The organism is Gilliamella sp. Nev6-6 (assembly GCF_001690605.1).
GTDB lineage: Bacteria > Pseudomonadota > Gammaproteobacteria > Enterobacterales > Orbaceae > Gilliamella > Gilliamella apicola_C.
On the sequence record NZ_LZHP01000019.1, the window covers coordinates 23,267 to 41,750 of the forward strand.

Genomic DNA, 18,484 nt, shown 5'->3' on the forward strand with positions numbered 1-18,484 from the left:
TAAGCCTTTGTTTTAGAAAAACGGCTTGGCGTTGTCATTAGGTTACCAGACATGGCAGCGCCTTATTAACTTGCTTGATGTGTGCTTATCTAACATATCAGAGTAACTACACTATGATTAACAGCCTAGTTTTAGCTGTCACAGGTACGGATGATTGTGATTAAGAACAAACAACGAGATCTAATTAGTTTAATGGTTCGCTCTAAAAATCTATTCAAAAGCAGCGCATTGCTGGCAAGTGAATTATCATTATCAGATCGAACTGTTCGTACTTACCTTAATGACTTAAAACCGTTGATTGAAAACAATGGCGGAACTATTGTTAGTAAACAAGGTTATGGTTATCAATTACAAATTAAAGATAGAACGGCTTTCAACTTATTTTTAATTGAACATCATTTATTCTATCGTAACGAAGAGCAAGCAAACTGCCGAGAAGCATGTCAAAGAAAGCACCATATTCTTAATCTATTATTATTAGAAAGCCAAAAAATTGATATAGAGGCGTTATCAGAACGATTATTTATTAGCTCTTCTCAACTAAATAAAGATATTTTAGAAATCAAACACCAGCTTCAACCTTATGGGCTAACTGTCAAAAAAAGTCGATCCTTGTTTTATGTTGAAGGCGAGGAAAAAGCTAAAAGGCATTTTATTTTAAGTTATTTTTTTCATGAAGAATCAATTAACTTTTTACAAAATCTTACTTATTTGAACAAGTTTAGTGATGTAATTAGTTTTGACTCCTTGACCATTATTATTTTAGATGAATGTCGTGAGGCAAAGATAAAATTATCTGATGTCATGATGCAAAATATCGTGTTACATCTATCACTTAGCATTAAACGCTTACAATCAGGGCTTTCTATTCAAAATCTTGATATGCCACAATCGACAAAAAATACATTGGAATATCAAGTTGCTAAGAAAATTATCAATAGAGTCGAAAAAGTAATTGGTTTTTGTTTTCCCAAACAAGAACAAATGTATTTAACTTTACATTTGATGAGTAAATCGAATGTTACTCATAATGATGTGGATTGCGAATTATATTTATCTGTGACTAATATATTAATCGAAATTGAGCAGCAGACAGGGTATTTATTTTTAAATGACGAACAATTGAAAAACGGCGTTATTCAACATTTAAAACCGATGATCGTTCGTTTACAACAAAATATTAAATTAGAAAATCCATTACTTGATGAAATTAAAGCTAATTCACCAGAATTATTTGAATTAGTTAAAAATTACCTTAGCCAGCTACCTCAGCTTAATCAATTTACGATTCACGATGATGAGTGGGGCTACTTGACTTTGCACTTTTTAGCTTCGATTGAAAAATTAAAAAATGAACAAAAAACCAAAGTGCTAATTATTTGTGCAACGGGTCTTGGCAGTGCCCAGCTATTAAAAAACCGAGTTGAATGTGAGTTTGATGAACGAATCAAAATTGTTGCGACACAAGGATATTATGAAATTGAACCAGAAACGTTAAATAAGGTCGATTTTATTATTTCGTCCGTTGATTTATCAGCGCAAGTATTTAAAGTGCCTGTTTTTCATGTTTCTGTATTCTTAACGGATGATGATGTACAAAAAATTCGCCGTTATCTTGCATCACGAAATATGCCTGTCTCTGAGCGTAAAACGCAAATTCCAATGTTCGCAACACAAAAATCTTGCAATCATTTTATTGATATTGAGCAAATTATTGATGATTTATTTGCAGATTATTTCTACCCATGCCGACAACCTCAAAGCAAAGAACATATTTTAGATTCTTTACTTGATCTTTTAGCGTTAAATGAAGATAGCAATTATAAGCAACAAATGATAAAGCAAATGCAAAATCGTATGCTATTAGGTGACATCTTCTTTAGCCAAGCGATAGTGGTGCCACACCCTGCAATTCCTGTAGGGAAATTATCTAAAATTGGTGTTGCGATGATCCCTGATGGATTATTTTGGGATGAAAATTACCCACAGGTTCGCTTCGTTTTTATGATTTCCCCTTCTATTTATCAAAATTCAACTTTAGCGATGATAACTAAAGCCATTATTAATTTAATTGATGATTTAGCAATGCAATCAAAACTGTTGAAAACGCATAACTATGGCCAATTTAAACGGCTTTTTATCCAACTTATTGAAAAAGGAGCATAGTAATGAACGATGAAATGAGCTCAGAAGATATTCAACTTATCGCTTTTAATATTATTTTATATAGCGGTAATGCTAAAACTAAAATTCATGATGCATTTAAGGCAATGAGACAAGCCGATTTTATTACCGCAAACCAGCTTCTTGACGAAGCGAATGAAGATATTTTACAAGCTCACTACTCACAAACAGAGTTACTACAAAATTATGCTAACGGTACAAAAATTACCATGGAAATTATTATGGTACATGCGCAAGATCACTTAATGACAACAATGACAATGCGCGAAATTGCACTTGAGATGGCTCATTTGTATGAGCAAAACCACCGCTTAGCAGTCAAATTAGGGGGGGAATCCATCATATGACAACTAAAAAATTAGAAATGCACCAAAAAACGAGCCTAACCAACCTCTATTTTAATCGCTTTTTAGCTATTCGTTATAGCACGGCATTTTTTTTATTTATCAATCTGTATTGGTTTGTATTTTTAGGTGGATCATTATCTATTGTGGCCTTTTTGCCACTATCGATCCTTGTGCTAGCGATATTAACGATGTATGAGCAGATTAAACTTTATCGAAGTCATAATAATCGTTTACCTTATGCAAAGGTGTTTTATTCCACATTATCGGTAATTTGTATTGTTTTGCTGATTTCGGTAAATACATCTTTATTTCATCTATTCTTTCCTTTTTTTAAAAACACTCAATATGTCTTAAATACCGTAATGATAGTGTTAACAGCAAGTTTATTAATTAATTTTTTACTGCTTAAAAAAATAAAAAAAATTGAGCTTAATAAGGATAAATCTTTCCAAAGAATTCAAGCTTACCAACAGGTCATTAATTAGATGAGGATAACAAAATGAATACCGGATTTGTAATTTTACAGAAATTTTTAATGGCGCCAATGGCTAAAGTATCGCAATTTAAAATTGTTCGAGCAGTAATGGCCGCGGGGATGGCTTCAGTGCCTTTCTCAATTGTGGGATCTATGTTTTTAGTATTCAATACTTTACCAATGACATTTACAGGATTAGAAGGCTTTTTTGAAAATACTTTTTTTAGAGTGAGCGATCTTTATATGATTGCCAACACAGCAACTATCGGCATTTTAGCTCTCTATTTTAACTTTGTTGTTGGTTATGAACTGACTAAAATCGAAGAAGAAGAAACTGGTCTTAAAGTTAACCCTCTTAACGGCGCTATGTTATCTATTTTTGCTTTTTTCATGACTTTGCCTGAATTAGTTATGCAAAAAGGCGTGATTACATTACTTAATGATCAAAGTAATTTAGTCTTTAATGGGTTACGTTTAAAACCTTTTATTTTCCGCTTAGGTACATCGGGTATATTTATTGCAATCGTAATGGCAATTTTGGCAACTCATCTTTATTTTTTATGTGTTAGGCGAAATTGGGTTGTGAAAATGCCAGAAACTGTACCGCTAGGTGTTTCGCGGTCTTTTACTGCGCTGATTCCAACGTTTATTATTGCGTTTTTTGTGATCATTATTAATGGCGTTTTTATCTATTTTGGTACTGATATTTTTAATATTATTGCTGTGCCATTTGCTTTTGTGACCAATTTAACCAAAAGTTGGCTAGGTGTTATGGTCATTCTCTTTTTAATCCATGCATTATGGGTTGTTGGGATCCATGGCGCTACTATTATTGGCGCATTTATCACCCCAATTATGTTAGCTAATATGAACGAAAATGCACTTGGTGGTGAACATATTCCTTTTGCTGGAGAATTTAATAATTCATTAGTGATTCTAGGCGGTTCGGGCTCTACCTTATTAATGACATTCTTTATTGCTTTTTGCGCTAAGTCTAGCCAATTAAAAATCTTGGGACGAGCTTCAGCAGTGCCTGCAATATTCAATATCAACGAACCTATTATTTTTGGTATGCCGATTGTATATAATCCTTACTTGGCATTTCCATTTTTCTTAGCGCCGATGGCGTGTGGAACATTAGGTTATTTTGCAATTAATACGGGTTTTATCCATCCAATCATTGCATTAATTCCATGGCCATCACCAATGGGTATAGGCGCATTTATTGGTACGGGTGGTGACTATAAAGCTGCTATTATTGCGGTCGTGTCGGCCATTTTAGCTTTGCTAATTTATATTCCTTTTGTCAAACTATATGACAATAAACTTTATAAAGATGAACAAGGTAAATCAGCAAATCAAGCTCAAACAGCTTAGTTTTAATTAGTTTATATTAAAGGGTGTATGCCATTTAGTTTGCTACACTCTTTTTTAATTGTTTTGAGCTAATTACACGAAATCCAATTCTAAAAGTAATGAATAAGAAAGTATTTTCTTTTAATCATGTATTGAATCCTCACCATAATTGAAACGGCATAGATTCCTGAATATTTTTTACAAAAAATAGGCAAATCAAAATTATCTAAGCAGGCTTGATTCGAAATTAATAAGAAAATCATCACAAAGTCAAGTATAGAAATTTCTATATGATCAATATTTACTCAACATTTTTATTTTCTATGTTATATTGATAATTCCCCTTAACCAAATATTGCATAATTTTTCCTATTTTTTTATGCGATTTTGTGTTAGGTGGGGCGGATAAATCATATTTTATTAGGAGGTACAACATGTTCTATCTTAAACGCAGGCTGATAACGTATTGTAGCCTTGTTATTTTTTTAGTGATAAGCCCAGTATTTGCTGTAGACAATTTAAAACAAAAATTTGAGGCTGGAGCCGTTGCCTCCCCAGATTATTATGGCGCACTAGCTGCGCAAGAGATATTAGAAAAAGGGGGAAATGCCGCTGATGCTGCTGTAGCTACAGCATTTACTCTGGCTGTTACCTATCCTGAAGCGGGTAATATTGGTGGTGGCGGTTTTATGACGCTTTGGATGGAAGGCAAGCCTTATTTTATCGATTATAGAGAAATTGCCCCGAATAAGGCTGATCGAGATATGTACCTTGATGATCATAAAAATGTGATCCCGAATTTAAGTCTATATTCCTACAAAGCCTCAGGCGTACCAGGTACGGTTGCTGGTATGTGGGCTGTGCATCAACGTTTTGGTAAATTATCTTGGAAAGAAGTTATGGCGCCAGCTATACGATTTGCCAATGAAGGGTTTACCGTAGATAAACTACTCGTTAAACGGTATCATGAAGTAGAATCACTAGCGCCGGCTAATGGCCACTTTAAGCAATACTTTGGTTCTATGCAAGAAGGAAAACTATTTAAGCAGCCCGAGCTTGGCAAGGTATTAATGCGTATTGCCGATCAAGGTAGTGACGGTTTTTATAAAGGTGAAACGGCTAAATTAATTGCAAAACAGATGCAAGAAAATGCAGGTTTAATTACTGAAAATGATTTAGCTAATTACCAAGCTAAATGGCGAGAACCATTAGTTGCTAACTGGCAAGATATGCAAATTGTAACTGCACCACCACCAAGTTCAGGCGGTGTAGGTTTAATTCAACTATTATTAATGAAGCAAAATTTAGCGAATGATTTTAAGAATGTTAAGGTCAATTCACCTCAATATATTCACTTATTAGCAGAAATAGAAAAACGTGTGTTTGCTGATCGAGCAGAATATATGGGCGATCCTGATTTTATCTCGGTTCCTGTTGCTAAACTGATTGACGCTAATTATTTGGCAGAAAGAGCAAAACAAGTTAACCCAAAAGCGATTTCTATTACCGAACAAGTTAAACCTGGTCTGAACAACAACCATGAAAAATTACAGACAACGCATTTTTCTATTGTAGATAAATGGGGTAATGCAGTATCTAATACTTACACTCTTAATGGTTGGTTTGGATCTGCGGTTGTGATTGAGGGTACAGGTATTATACTCAATAATGAGATGGATGATTTTAGTAGTAAGCCAGGTGTTGCTAATCAGTTTGGTGTAGTGAGCAAAGATGCTAATGCCATAGAGCCTAATAAGCGTCCTTTATCTTCTATGACACCAAGTATTTTTATTAAAAATAATGATGTTGCAATGGTTATTGGTACGCCAGGTGGTTCAAGAATTTTTACCTCCATCTTTCAAGTTGTAACTAATGTTTTTGATAATCATATGTCATTAAAAGCAGCAATGGATACACCTCGTTATCATCATCAATTATTACCAACTAATCTTATTTTTATTGAACGATTTCAAAACAAAGTACCAGAGGATTTAAAAGATAAACTCAAGCAAATGGGCTACCACTTTGAGCAGCAAGATTTTAGCGGTGATATTCAGGCGATAAAAATCACAGATAAAAAACCTGAAGCAGTATCAGATATCCGTGGTAGAGGTAAATCAATGGTTGTAAGATAAAAATATTTTTCATGTTGATGTATATAATAAATATTTAATTTTATTTTTATCATTGCCACTGAAAAATAGATAATAAAAAACCCGTTTAGATTAAACGGGTTTTTATTTAATTTGAGTTATTATTGTTCAGAAATAACTTCAACAGTCAGTTTAGCAAAAGCTTCACTATGTACTTGGAAAAATACTTCGTATTCACCTGTTGTACGTAATACACCATTTGGTAAGCGAACTTCGCTTTTCGATACTTGAATACCACGAGCTTTAACTGCATCAGCGATATCACGAGTACCAATTGAACCAAATAGTTTGCCTTCATCACCAGCTTTAGAAGCGATAGTGACTTTACCTAGAGCATTAATTTCAGCAACGCGCGCTTCAGCGGCTTTTAATGTCTCAGCAAGTTTTGCTTCTAATTCAGCACGACGAGCTTCAAAGAATTCAATATTCTTTTTAGTCGCTACTACTGCTTTACCTTGTGGAATCAAATAGTTACGAGCATAACCCGCTTTTACATTAACTTGATCACCTAAGCTGCCTAAATTAGCAACTTTATCGAGTAGAATAATTTGCATTATATGTTCCCTCTGTTGCTAATTACTGATGGTTGTCAGTATATGGTAATAATGCCAAGTAACGAGCGCGTTTGATTGCGCGAGCTAATTGACGTTGATATTTTGCGCTAGTACCAGTGATACGGCTTGGTACAATTTTACCACTTTCTGTGATATAGCTTTTTAATAAAGAAACATCTTTATAATCAATTTCTTTAACGCCTTCTGCAGTAAAACGGCAGAATTTGCGACGACGGAAATAACGTGCCATTTGGCTATTCTCCTAATAGTTTAATCTGGTCAGCATGTAATACAAGTTGGCTTGTTTGGTTACGTTTAGTGTGGGTACTTATAAATCCACTGACTAAAATTTTGCTGCCTTTTTTTATGTAACTTAACTCTTGTTGTCCACTAGCAATTACGGGCATTATGCACCATGCTTGCCTTGTGAGTTCTGCTTCGATTTGTTTAGAAACATGTTCTAAATAAAATTGGCAGTGCGAAATCCCACTTGGACTGACTTTTCTTATCGGTGTTTTTTTTACAATACCCGATAACACTAAACGATTATTCGTCGGAATCATCGTCCATGTTTACTTCGTTAAAATCTTCTTCAGAACTACGACGTTCTTCTTTAGCTTTTAACATAGGTGAAGTTTCAGTTACAGCGTGTTTGGTGCGCATAATTAAACTGCGAATCACTGCATCATTGAAGCGGAAGTTATCTTCAAGTTCATTAACAGCTTCTTGAGTTGCTTCAACATTCATTAACACATAATGTGCTTTGTGCAGTTTTTCGATAGGATAGGCTAATTGACGACGACCCCAATCTTCTAAACGATGGATTTTACCACCATCAGTGGTTAATGTACCAGTATAACGTTCAATCATACCAGGTACTTGTTCACTCTGATCTGGGTGAACCATAAATACTATTTCGTAATGACGCATTATCGCTCCCTACGGATTAATCAGCTTTCTGTCGGGGCAACCGCAACCCATTGAAAGCAAGGAACATGAAAATAGGCGGTTGAAATCGACGTGGCATTATATATCAACTTATTATATTTGACAAATGAATATGCTAAGTGGTTTTAATACTTACTTTGATCGTTATAAGCAAGCCCTTCTGCATTTGAGTATTTCAGATTATAGGAGATATTAAAATATAACTCACAATAAAAACTTAAATAAAATCAATGGTTTTTCTGAACGGTTTTTAGGGTGTAAAATGCATTTTAAAATGTAACGATTTCTATACATTTTTATTGTTAAAATATGTTATGCTTGAGTATGTAAAATGTTAATTGTAGGTATATGCATAGTAAGGAGAATTTGATGGCTCAAGAAATTATTTTGAAGGAAACTATTTTTAGTAAAATTATTCGAAAAGAAATCCCTGCTGATATTGTTTTTCAAGATGATAAAGTGACGGCATTTCGTGATATTTCTCCTCAAGCGCCGAAGCATATTTTAATTATTCCCAACAAACTTATTCCAACTATTAATGATGTTACTGAACAAGATGAAGTGATATTAGGGCATATGGTGACCGTTGCTGCTAAAATTGCAAAGCAAGAAGGTATTGATGAAAGCGGATATCGCTTAATCATGAATTGCAACAAAGATGCAGGGCAAGAGGTCTTTCATATTCATATGCATCTATTGGGCGGTAAAAATTTAGGGCGATTAATAGGTTAATCATTATATGAAACAGTTCAAAGGTATATTTGTTACTAGTGCATTAATTTTTGCGTTAACTGGCTGTCATCTTATTAGCAATACCCCAAAAGTGGAAGTGAAACCGCCAGTAGATGAAACGCAGTCTAGCGATACGGCGGTCATTGAAATGCCTCCTCAAATTGTTAAACAAACGGATTGGCATTTAATCTTATCGCCTTTTATCAATAAGTTGGCTAATACATCACTTGCAAGTTCTGATAATAAGCTTATTTTAATTAGCGATATTCAAAATCGTAGCGGTGATTATCTTGCAAGCAATCAAATTGATGAAGCTTTACACCAATTAATGCATAAACAAAACACGTTCACAGTGGTTAATAAGCAGGTCATAAATCAAGCTAAACAAACGCTGGGTATTTCGGCTGATGATAAGTTAGTTTCTCGCGGTAAGATGATTGGGTTGGCTAAGTCAATAAATGCCAACTATGTTCTTTTCACCACTATCTATAAAGTGCCTGATGAAAGCCATGGAGCAGATCTTGCAATGGAATTAATTTCAACACAAAGTGGAGAAATTCTAGCTAGATCTACCTCTAAAGATTTTTCTAAACAACCCAATATTAACGAGGGATCAAATCAAGTTATTGAGGATAACAAATAATGGGACCATTGCTGATTGATGTTGAAGGTAAATCATTAACCGAAGAAGATAAGGCATTATTACAAAACCCGTTGGTTGGTGGGGTGATTTTATTTAGTCGCAATTATCAGGATCAAACTCAATTAAGAGAATTGATAAAACAGATTCGGGCAGTTTCTACACAGCGTTTATTAATCTCGGTTGATCATGAAGGTGGGCGCGTTCAACGTTTTCGTGATGGTTTTACTGCTATTCCACCTGCGCAATCTTTTGCAGCTCTTAATGAGCTTGAGCAAGCTAAATCGTTAGCTTTTGATGCGGGTTGGGTACTTGCAATGGAACTTATTGCTTTTGATATCGATCTTAGCTATGCGCCCGTTTTAGACTTAGGTCATCATTGTCTTGCTATCGGCACTCGTTCATTTCATCAAGATGCCAATATCGCCTATCAAGTTGCTGCTGCTATGATTGATGGTATGCATGCTGCAGGAATGAAAACAACCGGTAAACATTTTCCTGGGCATGGTCATGTGCTTGCTGACTCGCATAAAGAAACACCTATTGATCATCGTGAAAAATCACTCATTGAACACGATATGCAAATTTTTGCCAAATTGATCGCTGATAAAAAACTCGATGCCATTATGCCTGCTCATGTTATCTATCCTGCTTTTAATGATCAGCCTGCTAGTGGTTCACCTTATTGGCTTAAAACAGTGCTGCGTGAGCAATTACGTTTTGAGGGGGTGATTTTTTCCGATGATTTATCGATGAAAGGTGCAGCAATAATGGGAGGCTATGCCGAGCGAGCCCAAGCAGCATTAGCGGCAGGCTGTGATCTACTGCTAGCTTGTAATAATCGACAAGGCACTATTGCCATTTTAGAAAGATTAACAGAGCTAAATAAGATTTATCCATTAATATCAAATAAAGCGAAACATCTATTAACTAATACAAAAATCACTTATGCTGAATTAAAAAACAACTCTCAGTGGCAACATCGACGTGATAATTTAAAAAAACTTAGTGAAAAGTGGGAAGAATATGCAAGCAGCAATGATTGAAATTGATAATAACCAACTTCTAGTTGCGTATAATGATACGGCTAAAGCATTATTTCCTCATAACGTTTTAGTATTAAATCAACCTTTTGATTATCAAAAAATATTTAATTTTGATAATACAATAAATATAAATGAACAAGATGATGCAATCATCGTTTTAAATTCTCAGCACTTTTTATTGCAAAAAATGGTTGATCCATCTAAAACAGTCTTTGTTGTGCAACCAATTGCTTACTTAAAAAAACGATTGTCGAAAATCAAAGTCGTCGGGCACCATGCTTTCGATATCTTTGCCACTCAAAGTTTAGTTATGCAAAAACTTATTGCACAAGCTAAAGCTTTTTCTATGCAAAGTGAACCTTTATTAATATCAGGCGAAACAGGTACTGGTAAAGACTTACTAGCTAATGCTTGTCACCAATATAGCCCTCGCGGCGATCAAACCTTTCTAGCATTAAATTGTGCAGCTATGCCTGATGAGGTAGTAGAAAGTGAATTATACGGGCACGCAGCAGGCGCTTACCCAGGGGCGATTGAAAGTAAAAAAGGTTTTTTTGAGCAAGCTAATGGTGGTTCAGTATTGCTTGATGGCATTGATGAAATGTCTTTTCAAATGCAAACCAAATTATTACGTTTTATTAATGATGGTTATTTTCGGCGAGTAGGTGACGATAATGAAGTCTATGTCGATGTAAGAATTATTTGTGCAACAAAAGTCGATTTAGCTGATTTAGTCGAACAAGGTAAATTTAGAAAAGATCTCTACTACCGACTTAATGTACTGTCGCTTAATTTACCCTCATTGCAAGAACGTAAAGATGATATTTTGCCACTTACGCATATCTTTGTTAATGAATTTGCCAATAAACAAGGGTTCATACCACCTGCGATCGATAATGACCTTATTGACTACTTTGTTCACTATTCATGGCCAGGCAATGTAAGACAACTTAAAAATATCTTATACTCTGCATTAGCCCAATTAACTACCCCAATATTAACGGTTAAAAATATCGTATTGCCAACACCTAAATCACAAGTATCATGGGTCAACAATATCGAAAATAAAACTCTGGATGAAATAACCAAGCAGTTTGAAAAAGAAACCTTATTAAAACTTTATGACCAATACCCAAGCTCCCGAAAACTGGCTAAAAGGCTCGGAGTGTCGCATACAGCAATTGCTAATAAGTTGAGGGATTATGGGATAGGGCGGTGATTTTGCTAAATAATGTTAAAAGAATATTAATAACAGGTGGAGCCGGATTTATCGGTTCTGCTGTTATTCGTTATATTATTGAACATACTCAAAGTTATGTAATTAATATTGATAAATTAACTTATGCAGCAAACTTGTGCTCATTAGCAAAGGTTTCAAGCAACAGTCGATATATCTTTAAAAAGATGGATATTTGTAATCGGCAAGGACTTGAACGTGTATTTCGACAATATCAACCTCACGCTATTATTCATTTAGTCGCCGAAAGCCATGTCGATAGCTCAATAATCAGTCCAATTAATTTTATCGAAAGCAATATTATTGGAACTTTTACTCTTTTGGAGGCTTCGCGAAATTATTGGAGCAATTTATCAGAGAAAGATAAAGGCAATTTCCGATTTATCTACGTTTCAACTGATGAAGTTTATGGAAATTTAGGTAGTACGAAGTTATTATTTGCCGAAGCATCCCCCTATTCCCCAAGCAGCCCTTATTCCGCATCAAAGGCATCAAGTGATCATTTAGTTAAAGCATGGCTTCGTACATATGGATTTCCTGCAATTATAACCCACAGTAGCAACAATTATGGCCCTTTTCAACATATTGAAAAATTGATTCCATCTGTAATTATAAATGCTCTAGCTGGTAAACCTATACTCATTTATGGCAATGGTTTACAAATACGTGATTGGATATATGTAGAAGATAACGCTAAAGCTTTATATGCAGTACTAATAAATGGTAAAATTGGCGAGGTTTATAATATTGGTGCTAATAATGAACATACCAATTTAGATATAGTGCAAATTATTTGTTCAATGATGGATTACCTTGTTCCCAAACACCCAATTGGAATCAAACGATACCAAGATTTAATTCAATTTATATCCGATAGACTTGGTCATGATTATCGATATGCTATCGATTCATCGAAAATACAAAAACAGTTAGGCTGGAAGCCACAAGAAACATTTGAAAGTGGATTGCGAAAAAATGATAAAAAATGAGGATATCTCAGTAGTTGTACAAGGACCTGTGGTACCTATTTTGACAAAACTTAGCTTGCTAAGTATTAGAAAGTACCTTCCTGAATCTAAAATTATATTATCTACTTGGAATTTTTCTAATTTGGAAGGATTAGATTTTGATGAATTAGTTCTTAATGAAGATCCAGGCGGATTTGCTCACACTTACTGTGATGGAATAAAAATCAATAATGTTAATCGACTCATTATTTCAAGTTTAAATGGAATTAGAGAGGTAAAAAGTCGGTATGTGTTTAAGATTCGTAGTGATTTTTTGTTAAAAGGAAATTCCTTTCTAAAGTTTTTCAATTTGTACAATCTTGTTGAGCAAAAGTATGTTTTATTTGAGCATAAAGTTTTGGCTTGTAGTTATTTTTCACGCAATCCCAACAAGGTTAATTTGCCCTATCATCCTTCAGATATTGCCTTTTTTGGTCTGAAAAATGATTTATTAAGACTATTTGATATCAAATTAATGAGCGAATCTGATGAATTCTATTTTCAAGAAAATGGCAAATCGGATAGAAGATATGCTCCCGAACAGTATATATTCATTAGTTTTTTACAACAAAATAATCGAAAAGTATTGTGTAATAATAAAGTAGCTGTTAACAAAGACCAAATAACGCAAACAGAACGTTACTTTGTTTCTAATTTTATTTTTTTAGATTGGAAAAATTTTAATTTAAAGCCTCCTAAAAAATTTTATAATTATCGTAAATTAGATCATTTTTCATGTATAACTCATGTTGAGTGGAAGAGATTGTATTACAAGTATGTAACTTTAACCTCTACTAAATTTGCTGGATTTAATTGTGAAAGATTAAAATTGAATTTCATTTTGCTGAATTATCAATTAGTAAAAACGATTGCAAAGTTAGTAACCTTGTTTATTTTAGGTAAAAAAAATAAAGAATTGCGAAAAAAAATTAGAAAAAAAATAATAAGGAATTAATTTTTTCTGTTAAAATGCGAAAATTTAATCATTTATTTTAATTTATTGGGAATAATAATTATATGCTTAACATCGTATTGCCTATGGCTGGTAGGGGAAGTAGATTTGCAAATGCAGGGTTTTCTATACCCAAACCATTTATTCCAATTCATGATGTTCCCATGATAAAGGTTGTTGTAGATAACCTATCACCGAAATGTGAACATCGTTTTATTTTTGTCTGCCAACAACAACATATAGATCAGTATAATTTAATACCTAAATTGAAATCGTATTCAAAAAATGTGGAAATTATTGGTATTAATGGAATAACTGAAGGTCAAGTTTGTACAGCACTTCTTGCTAAAAAATACTTCGATAATAATGAACCTTTAATGAGTGCCAATGCTGATCAATATATTGATTTTGATATAAATGAATATTTAGATGCAATTTCTGACAAAAATCTAGATGGTATGATTATGACGATGAAATCTAATGATCCTAAGTGGTCATATGCCAAAACAAATAATGAGGGTTTTGTGATTGAAACAGCTGAAAAAAAAGTAATCTCAAATGATGCTACAGTTGGAATATTCAATTTTTCTAAAGGTAAATATCTTGTTAAAGCTGCTGAACAAATGATAAAGGATAATATTCGAGTTAATAACGAATTTTATACTTGCCCTTGTTATAACTATCTAATAAGAGAAGGGAAGAAAATCGGTATATATGGTATAGGTGAAGAATATAATGGTATGTATGGATTAGGTATTCCCAAAGATTTGGATTTTTTTCTTAATAATCCTATTTCTTTGAGGGTAAAAAAATGATAGTTCTTTCTCATCGAGGATATTGGAAAGCAATTGAAGAAAAAAATACTGAGATTTCATTCAAGAGAAGCTTTGATCTTGGTTTTGGTACAGAAACTGATTTAAGAGATCATGATGGTGAAATAGTTATTTCACATGATATGCCTGTAGGTGATGAAATGAGATTTGAGCAGCTTTTATCCATTATGGATGGAAGAAATTTACCATTGGCTCTAAATATTAAAGCTGATGGATTATCTAAAATTATCAAAGAAATACTCAAAAAATACAACCATACTAATTATTTTACTTTTGATATGTCAATACCAGATATGGTTTGTCAAATTAATAACAAACTCAATGTCTTTACTGGACTAAGTGATATTTTGAATCAACCAGTTTTAATTGATGATTGTTGTGGTGTTTGGTTGGATTGCTTTAATTCAGATTGGTATGATCACACGCAAATTGATAATCTTATTAAACAAGGAAAAAAGGTTTGTTTAGTTTCGGCTGATTTACATAGAAGGGATGTATCAAAACAATGGGATATGATTCGTAAAAGTAAGTACGTAACTAATGAAAATTTAATGCTTTGTACTGATTTTCCTGAAGTAGCAAGAGGATATTTTAAATGAAAATTAAAGCTGTATTATTTGATATGGATGGAGTATTAATAGAAGCTAAAGATTGGCATTATGAAGCTCTTAACCGCGCTTTAAATTTATTTGGATATGAAATAAATCGTTTTGAGCACCTAACTAGTTATGACGGATTGCCGACTTCAATGAAGCTAAAGAAATTAACTTTAGAAAAAGGATTACCTGCGCAGTTACATAATTTTATTAATGAAATGAAACAACAGTACACTGTATCAATGATTCAAAATCTATGTAGACCTCGCTTTAATCATGAATATGCGTTATCGAAGTTAAAATCAGAGGGTTATCGACTTGCAGTAGGCTCTAATTCAATTCGAATGACGATTGAAATGATGATGAATTATGCTAAATTAACAGATTATTTCGACTTTATGCTAAGTAACCAAGATGTAAAAAATGCTAAACCGGATCCTGAAATATACCTAACTGCCATATCAAGAATGGAGCTTTGTCCTCAAGATTGCTTGATAGTTGAAGATAACGCAAATGGTATCAAAGCTGCAATTGCTTCTGGGGCTCATGTATTAGTAGTTAAAACAGTTGATGATGTTAACTATAAAAATATAAAAAAGCGTATTTTAGAAATAGAGAAAGGAGATATTAAATGCAAATAATCTTCTTGATGGGGGGGCAAAATTTTGAAAAAAATAGTGAAGATTACCCTCTTTATCTTACAGAAATTAATGAAAAATTGGTAATTGAGAGACAGATTGAATATTGTAAAGGATTAAATCCAAGAAAATTTTTGTTTTGTGTTAAAAATGATGATATTAAAAATTTTCAGGTCGATTCAGTTATAAAACAATTGGTTCCTGATAGTGAAATTGTTATTATAAATGACCAAACAAAGGGGGCAGTATGTACGGCTTTGCTTGGTATAGAGTATATTAATAACGATGAAGAATTAATACTTTTAGCTGTAGATGATTTTATTGAAGTCTCAAGCGAGAGAATTTTACAATATTTTCGTGATAATAAAAGTGATACAGGTGTAGTTTCTTTTAATTCTGTTCATCCAAGATATTCTTTTGCAAAATTAGACAAAAATAATTTAGTGATTGAAGTCTCAGAAAAAAAACCTATTAGTAAAAATGCGTTAGCTTCCTTTTATTATTACAAAAAGGGGGCCGATTTTGTAGAGTGTGCTATGGATGTTATTCGAAAAGATAACTTGATCAATGGTTCTTTTTATCTGAGTCAGTCTGTTAATGAGATGATTTTGAGACAAAAAAAAGTCTCTCTTTATAAAATTAATAATGAAAAGTTTCATCCTCTTAAAACGGAGATGCAATTAGCTCAATATTTAGCAGAATTATTGGATGTAAAGGACAGTAAGTAATGAAAATTGCAAAATTAGATGATATGACAAAAGGTTGGTTTATCGGAAACTTTGAGCCTTCTATTTATAAAACTAATGATGTTGAAGTTGCTGTAAAAAAATATAATAAAGGCGATTATGAAGAAGAGCATTATCATAAAATAGCTACCGAATATACTGTAATTCTTTCTGGAAAGGTGAGAATGAATGGTATAGAGTATAGTTCGGGTGATATAATTGTAATTGAGCCACGTGAAGCAACGGATTTCGAATGCCTAGAAGATGGTACTATAAATGTGGTTGTAAAGCTACCAGGGGCTAATAATGATAAGTATTTAAAGTAATTTAATTTGTCAATTTATGCTTAATGGAAATGTAACTATCCCCTAAAATAGCACAGAAAAAAAGTAGAAAATTCTCTATGATAAAAGAAAAGGGGATTTAATTATGAAAAAAATGACTGAACATCAAATCGTCGCTATTTTAAAAGAAGCTGAAGCGGGTATTCTCGTTAAAGAGCTGTGCCGTAAATATGGCATGGGTAATTCAACTTTTTATAAATAGCGGGAAAAATATGGCGGTGTGGAAACTTCGGATATCAAACGCTTGAAGGAGCTGGAGGCTGAAAACCGCAAGCTTAAGCAGATGTTTGCCGAACTGAGCTTAAAATCCCAGCTCTAGGAAGAAATTATAAAAAAGCTTTAGTACCCACAAAGGCACGTAAAACGTGGGCGCACAACTACAAAAAAAATCATTAGGTTACTATTGCTATGAGTTGTGCCATTGTTGGTTTAAGCCGTTGTGCTTACTATTATCAACCTAAGTTGCAGGCTGATTCCGTGATTATTTCGGTGTTGAATACTATCACAGACCGGCATTTACGCTGGGGCTTTCCTAAATGTTTTAATCGTATCAGAAAGCTCGGCTATCAATGGAATCATAAACGGGTATATCGGGTGTATTGTGAGCTAAAGCTTAATCTTAAAACAAAACGTAAACAACGAATTCCACCTCGGGAGCCAGAAAAGTTATCGGTTCCCAATAAACAAGGTGAATGTTGGTCAATGGATTTTATGAGTGACAGTAGCCGTAATCAACGTCGCTTTAGAACATTCAATGTCATCGATGACTTTAATCGTGAGGCGTTAGGGATTGATATTGCAGTAAGTTTACCCGCAGGAAGGATTACCCGTTACTTAGATAAACTGGCCGAATATCATGGGTATCCATTAAAAATACGGGTCGATAATGGGCCAGAATTTACAGGAAAAACCTTTACCAACTGGGCTAAATTACATGGTATAACCATTAATTATATCCAGCCCGGTAGTCCTTATCAAAATGGCTATATTGAACGATTTAATCGTACCTATCGTACTGAAGTACTCGATTTATATCTTTTTAACAACTTAGCGCAAGCAAGGAGAATAACTGAAGAATGGTTAACGATTTATAACATCGAAAGACCGCATGAGGCATTAAATAACATGACACCGATTGAGTATAAAACACTAAAACAAGCAGCATGATTTTCTACGTGAGTTGTGTACTAAGTTTGGGGGTATTTACATTACCATTACCGCTGTTTTTTCGCCTTTTCTAGAAAGTGCCGCCGCCTCGTGCGCTTGATTATGTTTTTAGTTTTTTTATTTCACGACCTATTGTCGAATGTATTTCATGTTTTAATCTAGGTAGTTAATATCAAAAAGTTGTGGACAATTAGAGCATTAGAGTTTTTCTAGGCATATATTATTTCAATTGATTAAGTGGCTGATTTTGTTAAAAATTGTAGATATTTATCAATTATGCAGTGATTTTTTTCAAGATAAATGTTATTAGGCAATAATTACTAGAAAGGAAAGATTTGACCGGAGAAATTAAAGAAATATGTAAAGCTTTCTTCCCAAATGATCGTCAAACTTATTAAAATCTGATTTATATTTATATTTATGGTTTAAGCAACTTTGTATATATAAAACGATTGGGAGTAAGGATGTGTCCTTTACAAATTTTTCGCTTATTGGATAATCCATCGTTATTTTTTAACTATGTAAGTTAACAGAAATTGCATTAATAACT

Annotated in this window: 19 protein-coding genes and 2 pseudogenes; 17 read left to right on the plus strand and 4 right to left on the minus strand. The window is 33.5% G+C overall.

Annotated elements, in window-relative coordinates; genetic code table 11:
* Window positions 1-156 precede the first annotated feature (156 nt).
* The 5 genes from A9G42_RS03775 to ggt all read left to right on the plus strand — a co-directional run bounded on the left by A9G42_RS03775 (window position 157) and on the right by ggt (window position 6,497).
* A complete protein-coding gene (locus A9G42_RS03775) occupies window positions 157-2,166 on the plus strand; it encodes a BglG family transcription antiterminator (RefSeq protein WP_065652710.1) in 2,010 nt (669 codons plus the stop codon).
* A 2-nt stretch (window positions 2,167-2,168) separates the two neighbouring features.
* Entirely contained in the window at window positions 2,169-2,531 is a 363-nt protein-coding gene (locus tag A9G42_RS03780) for a PTS cellobiose transporter subunit IIA (RefSeq protein ID WP_065566915.1), read from the plus strand.
* Window positions 2,528-3,016, plus strand: coding sequence for a hypothetical protein (locus A9G42_RS03785; RefSeq protein WP_065581383.1), 489 nt, complete (start codon window positions 2,528-2,530; stop codon window positions 3,014-3,016). The genes A9G42_RS03780 and A9G42_RS03785 overlap by 4 nt, the downstream gene beginning before the upstream one ends.
* 14 nt (window positions 3,017-3,030) lie before the next feature.
* The gene (celB, locus tag A9G42_RS03790; RefSeq protein WP_065652703.1) at window positions 3,031-4,383 is read left to right on the plus strand and encodes a PTS cellobiose transporter subunit IIC; all 1,353 of its coding nucleotides are present in this window, start codon (window positions 3,031-3,033) and stop codon (window positions 4,381-4,383) included.
* Between the two features lie 413 nt (window positions 4,384-4,796).
* The gene (gene ggt / locus A9G42_RS03795) at window positions 4,797-6,497 is read left to right on the plus strand and encodes a gamma-glutamyltransferase (RefSeq protein WP_065652704.1); all 1,701 of its coding nucleotides are present in this window, start codon (window positions 4,797-4,799) and stop codon (window positions 6,495-6,497) included.
* Between the two features lie 119 nt (window positions 6,498-6,616).
* On the opposite strand, the gene rplI is transcribed toward ggt, so the two are convergent.
* Genes rplI through rpsF form a run of 4 tightly spaced genes read right to left on the minus strand, consistent with a single transcriptional unit; the run spans window position 6,617 to window position 7,999 of the window.
* Window positions 6,617-7,069 (minus strand): 50S ribosomal protein L9, encoded by a 453-nt coding sequence (rplI, locus tag A9G42_RS03800; RefSeq protein ID WP_065652705.1) that lies wholly within the window; start codon window positions 7,067-7,069, stop codon window positions 6,617-6,619.
* A gap of 22 nt (window positions 7,070-7,091) precedes the next feature.
* Window positions 7,092-7,319, minus strand: a complete 228-nt coding sequence (gene rpsR / locus A9G42_RS03805; RefSeq protein ID WP_025314965.1) for a 30S ribosomal protein S18 — start codon at window positions 7,317-7,319, stop codon at window positions 7,092-7,094.
* Window positions 7,320-7,323: 4 nt separating this feature from the next.
* Window positions 7,324-7,632 (minus strand): primosomal replication protein N, encoded by a 309-nt coding sequence (gene priB, locus A9G42_RS03810; protein ID WP_065566922.1) that lies wholly within the window; start codon window positions 7,630-7,632, stop codon window positions 7,324-7,326.
* A complete protein-coding gene (gene rpsF / locus A9G42_RS03815) occupies window positions 7,616-7,999 on the minus strand; it encodes a 30S ribosomal protein S6 (RefSeq protein WP_065566923.1) in 384 nt (127 codons plus the stop codon). The genes priB and rpsF overlap by 17 nt, the downstream gene beginning before the upstream one ends.
* 402 nt (window positions 8,000-8,401) lie before the next feature.
* Between rpsF and A9G42_RS03820 the strand changes: the two genes are divergently transcribed.
* The 12 genes and pseudogenes from A9G42_RS03820 (at window position 8,402) to A9G42_RS03880 (ending at window position 17,934) form a co-directional block, all read left to right on the plus strand.
* Window positions 8,402-8,749 (plus strand): HIT domain-containing protein, encoded by a 348-nt coding sequence (locus tag A9G42_RS03820; protein WP_065566941.1) that lies wholly within the window; start codon window positions 8,402-8,404, stop codon window positions 8,747-8,749.
* Between the two features lie 7 nt (window positions 8,750-8,756).
* Window positions 8,757-9,392: a hypothetical protein gene (locus A9G42_RS03825; RefSeq protein WP_065580024.1), complete on the plus strand. Its 636-nt coding sequence runs from the start codon at window positions 8,757-8,759 to the stop codon at window positions 9,390-9,392.
* Window positions 9,392-10,435 carry a beta-N-acetylhexosaminidase gene (nagZ, locus tag A9G42_RS03830; protein ID WP_065652706.1) on the plus strand — a complete coding sequence of 348 codons (1,044 nt, stop codon included), beginning with the start codon at window positions 9,392-9,394 and terminating at the stop codon, window positions 10,433-10,435. Before A9G42_RS03825 ends, nagZ begins: the two co-directional genes overlap by 1 nt.
* Window positions 10,436-10,742: 307 nt before the next feature.
* A pseudogene (locus A9G42_RS03835) lies at window positions 10,743-11,654 on the plus strand (sigma 54-interacting transcriptional regulator); the annotation flags it as partial.
* A 2-nt stretch (window positions 11,655-11,656) separates the two neighbouring features.
* Window positions 11,657-12,661: a dTDP-glucose 4,6-dehydratase gene (gene rfbB / locus A9G42_RS03840; protein ID WP_065652711.1), complete on the plus strand. Its 1,005-nt coding sequence runs from the start codon at window positions 11,657-11,659 to the stop codon at window positions 12,659-12,661.
* Window positions 12,648-13,634: a WavE lipopolysaccharide synthesis family protein gene (locus tag A9G42_RS03845; protein WP_065581377.1), complete on the plus strand. Its 987-nt coding sequence runs from the start codon at window positions 12,648-12,650 to the stop codon at window positions 13,632-13,634. The genes rfbB and A9G42_RS03845 overlap by 14 nt, the downstream gene beginning before the upstream one ends.
* Before the next feature lie 62 nt (window positions 13,635-13,696).
* Entirely contained in the window at window positions 13,697-14,446 is a 750-nt protein-coding gene (locus A9G42_RS03850) for a glycosyltransferase family 2 protein (protein ID WP_065581376.1), read from the plus strand.
* Window positions 14,443-15,063: a phosphodiesterase gene (locus A9G42_RS03855; protein ID WP_065581375.1), complete on the plus strand. Its 621-nt coding sequence runs from the start codon at window positions 14,443-14,445 to the stop codon at window positions 15,061-15,063. Before A9G42_RS03850 ends, A9G42_RS03855 begins: the two co-directional genes overlap by 4 nt.
* Window positions 15,060-15,701 carry an HAD family hydrolase gene (locus A9G42_RS03860; RefSeq protein ID WP_065581374.1) on the plus strand — a complete coding sequence of 214 codons (642 nt, stop codon included), beginning with the start codon at window positions 15,060-15,062 and terminating at the stop codon, window positions 15,699-15,701. Before A9G42_RS03855 ends, A9G42_RS03860 begins: the two co-directional genes overlap by 4 nt.
* Window positions 15,692-16,426, plus strand: a complete 735-nt coding sequence (locus tag A9G42_RS03865; protein WP_065581373.1) for a glycosyltransferase family 2 protein — start codon at window positions 15,692-15,694, stop codon at window positions 16,424-16,426. The genes A9G42_RS03860 and A9G42_RS03865 overlap by 10 nt, the downstream gene beginning before the upstream one ends.
* Window positions 16,426-16,749: a hypothetical protein gene (locus tag A9G42_RS03870; RefSeq protein WP_065581372.1), complete on the plus strand. Its 324-nt coding sequence runs from the start codon at window positions 16,426-16,428 to the stop codon at window positions 16,747-16,749. The genes A9G42_RS03865 and A9G42_RS03870 overlap by 1 nt, the downstream gene beginning before the upstream one ends.
* Window positions 16,750-16,852: 103 nt before the next feature.
* A pseudogene (locus A9G42_RS03880) lies at window positions 16,853-17,934 on the plus strand (IS3 family transposase).
* The last annotated feature ends 550 nt before the right edge of the window (window positions 17,935-18,484 follow it).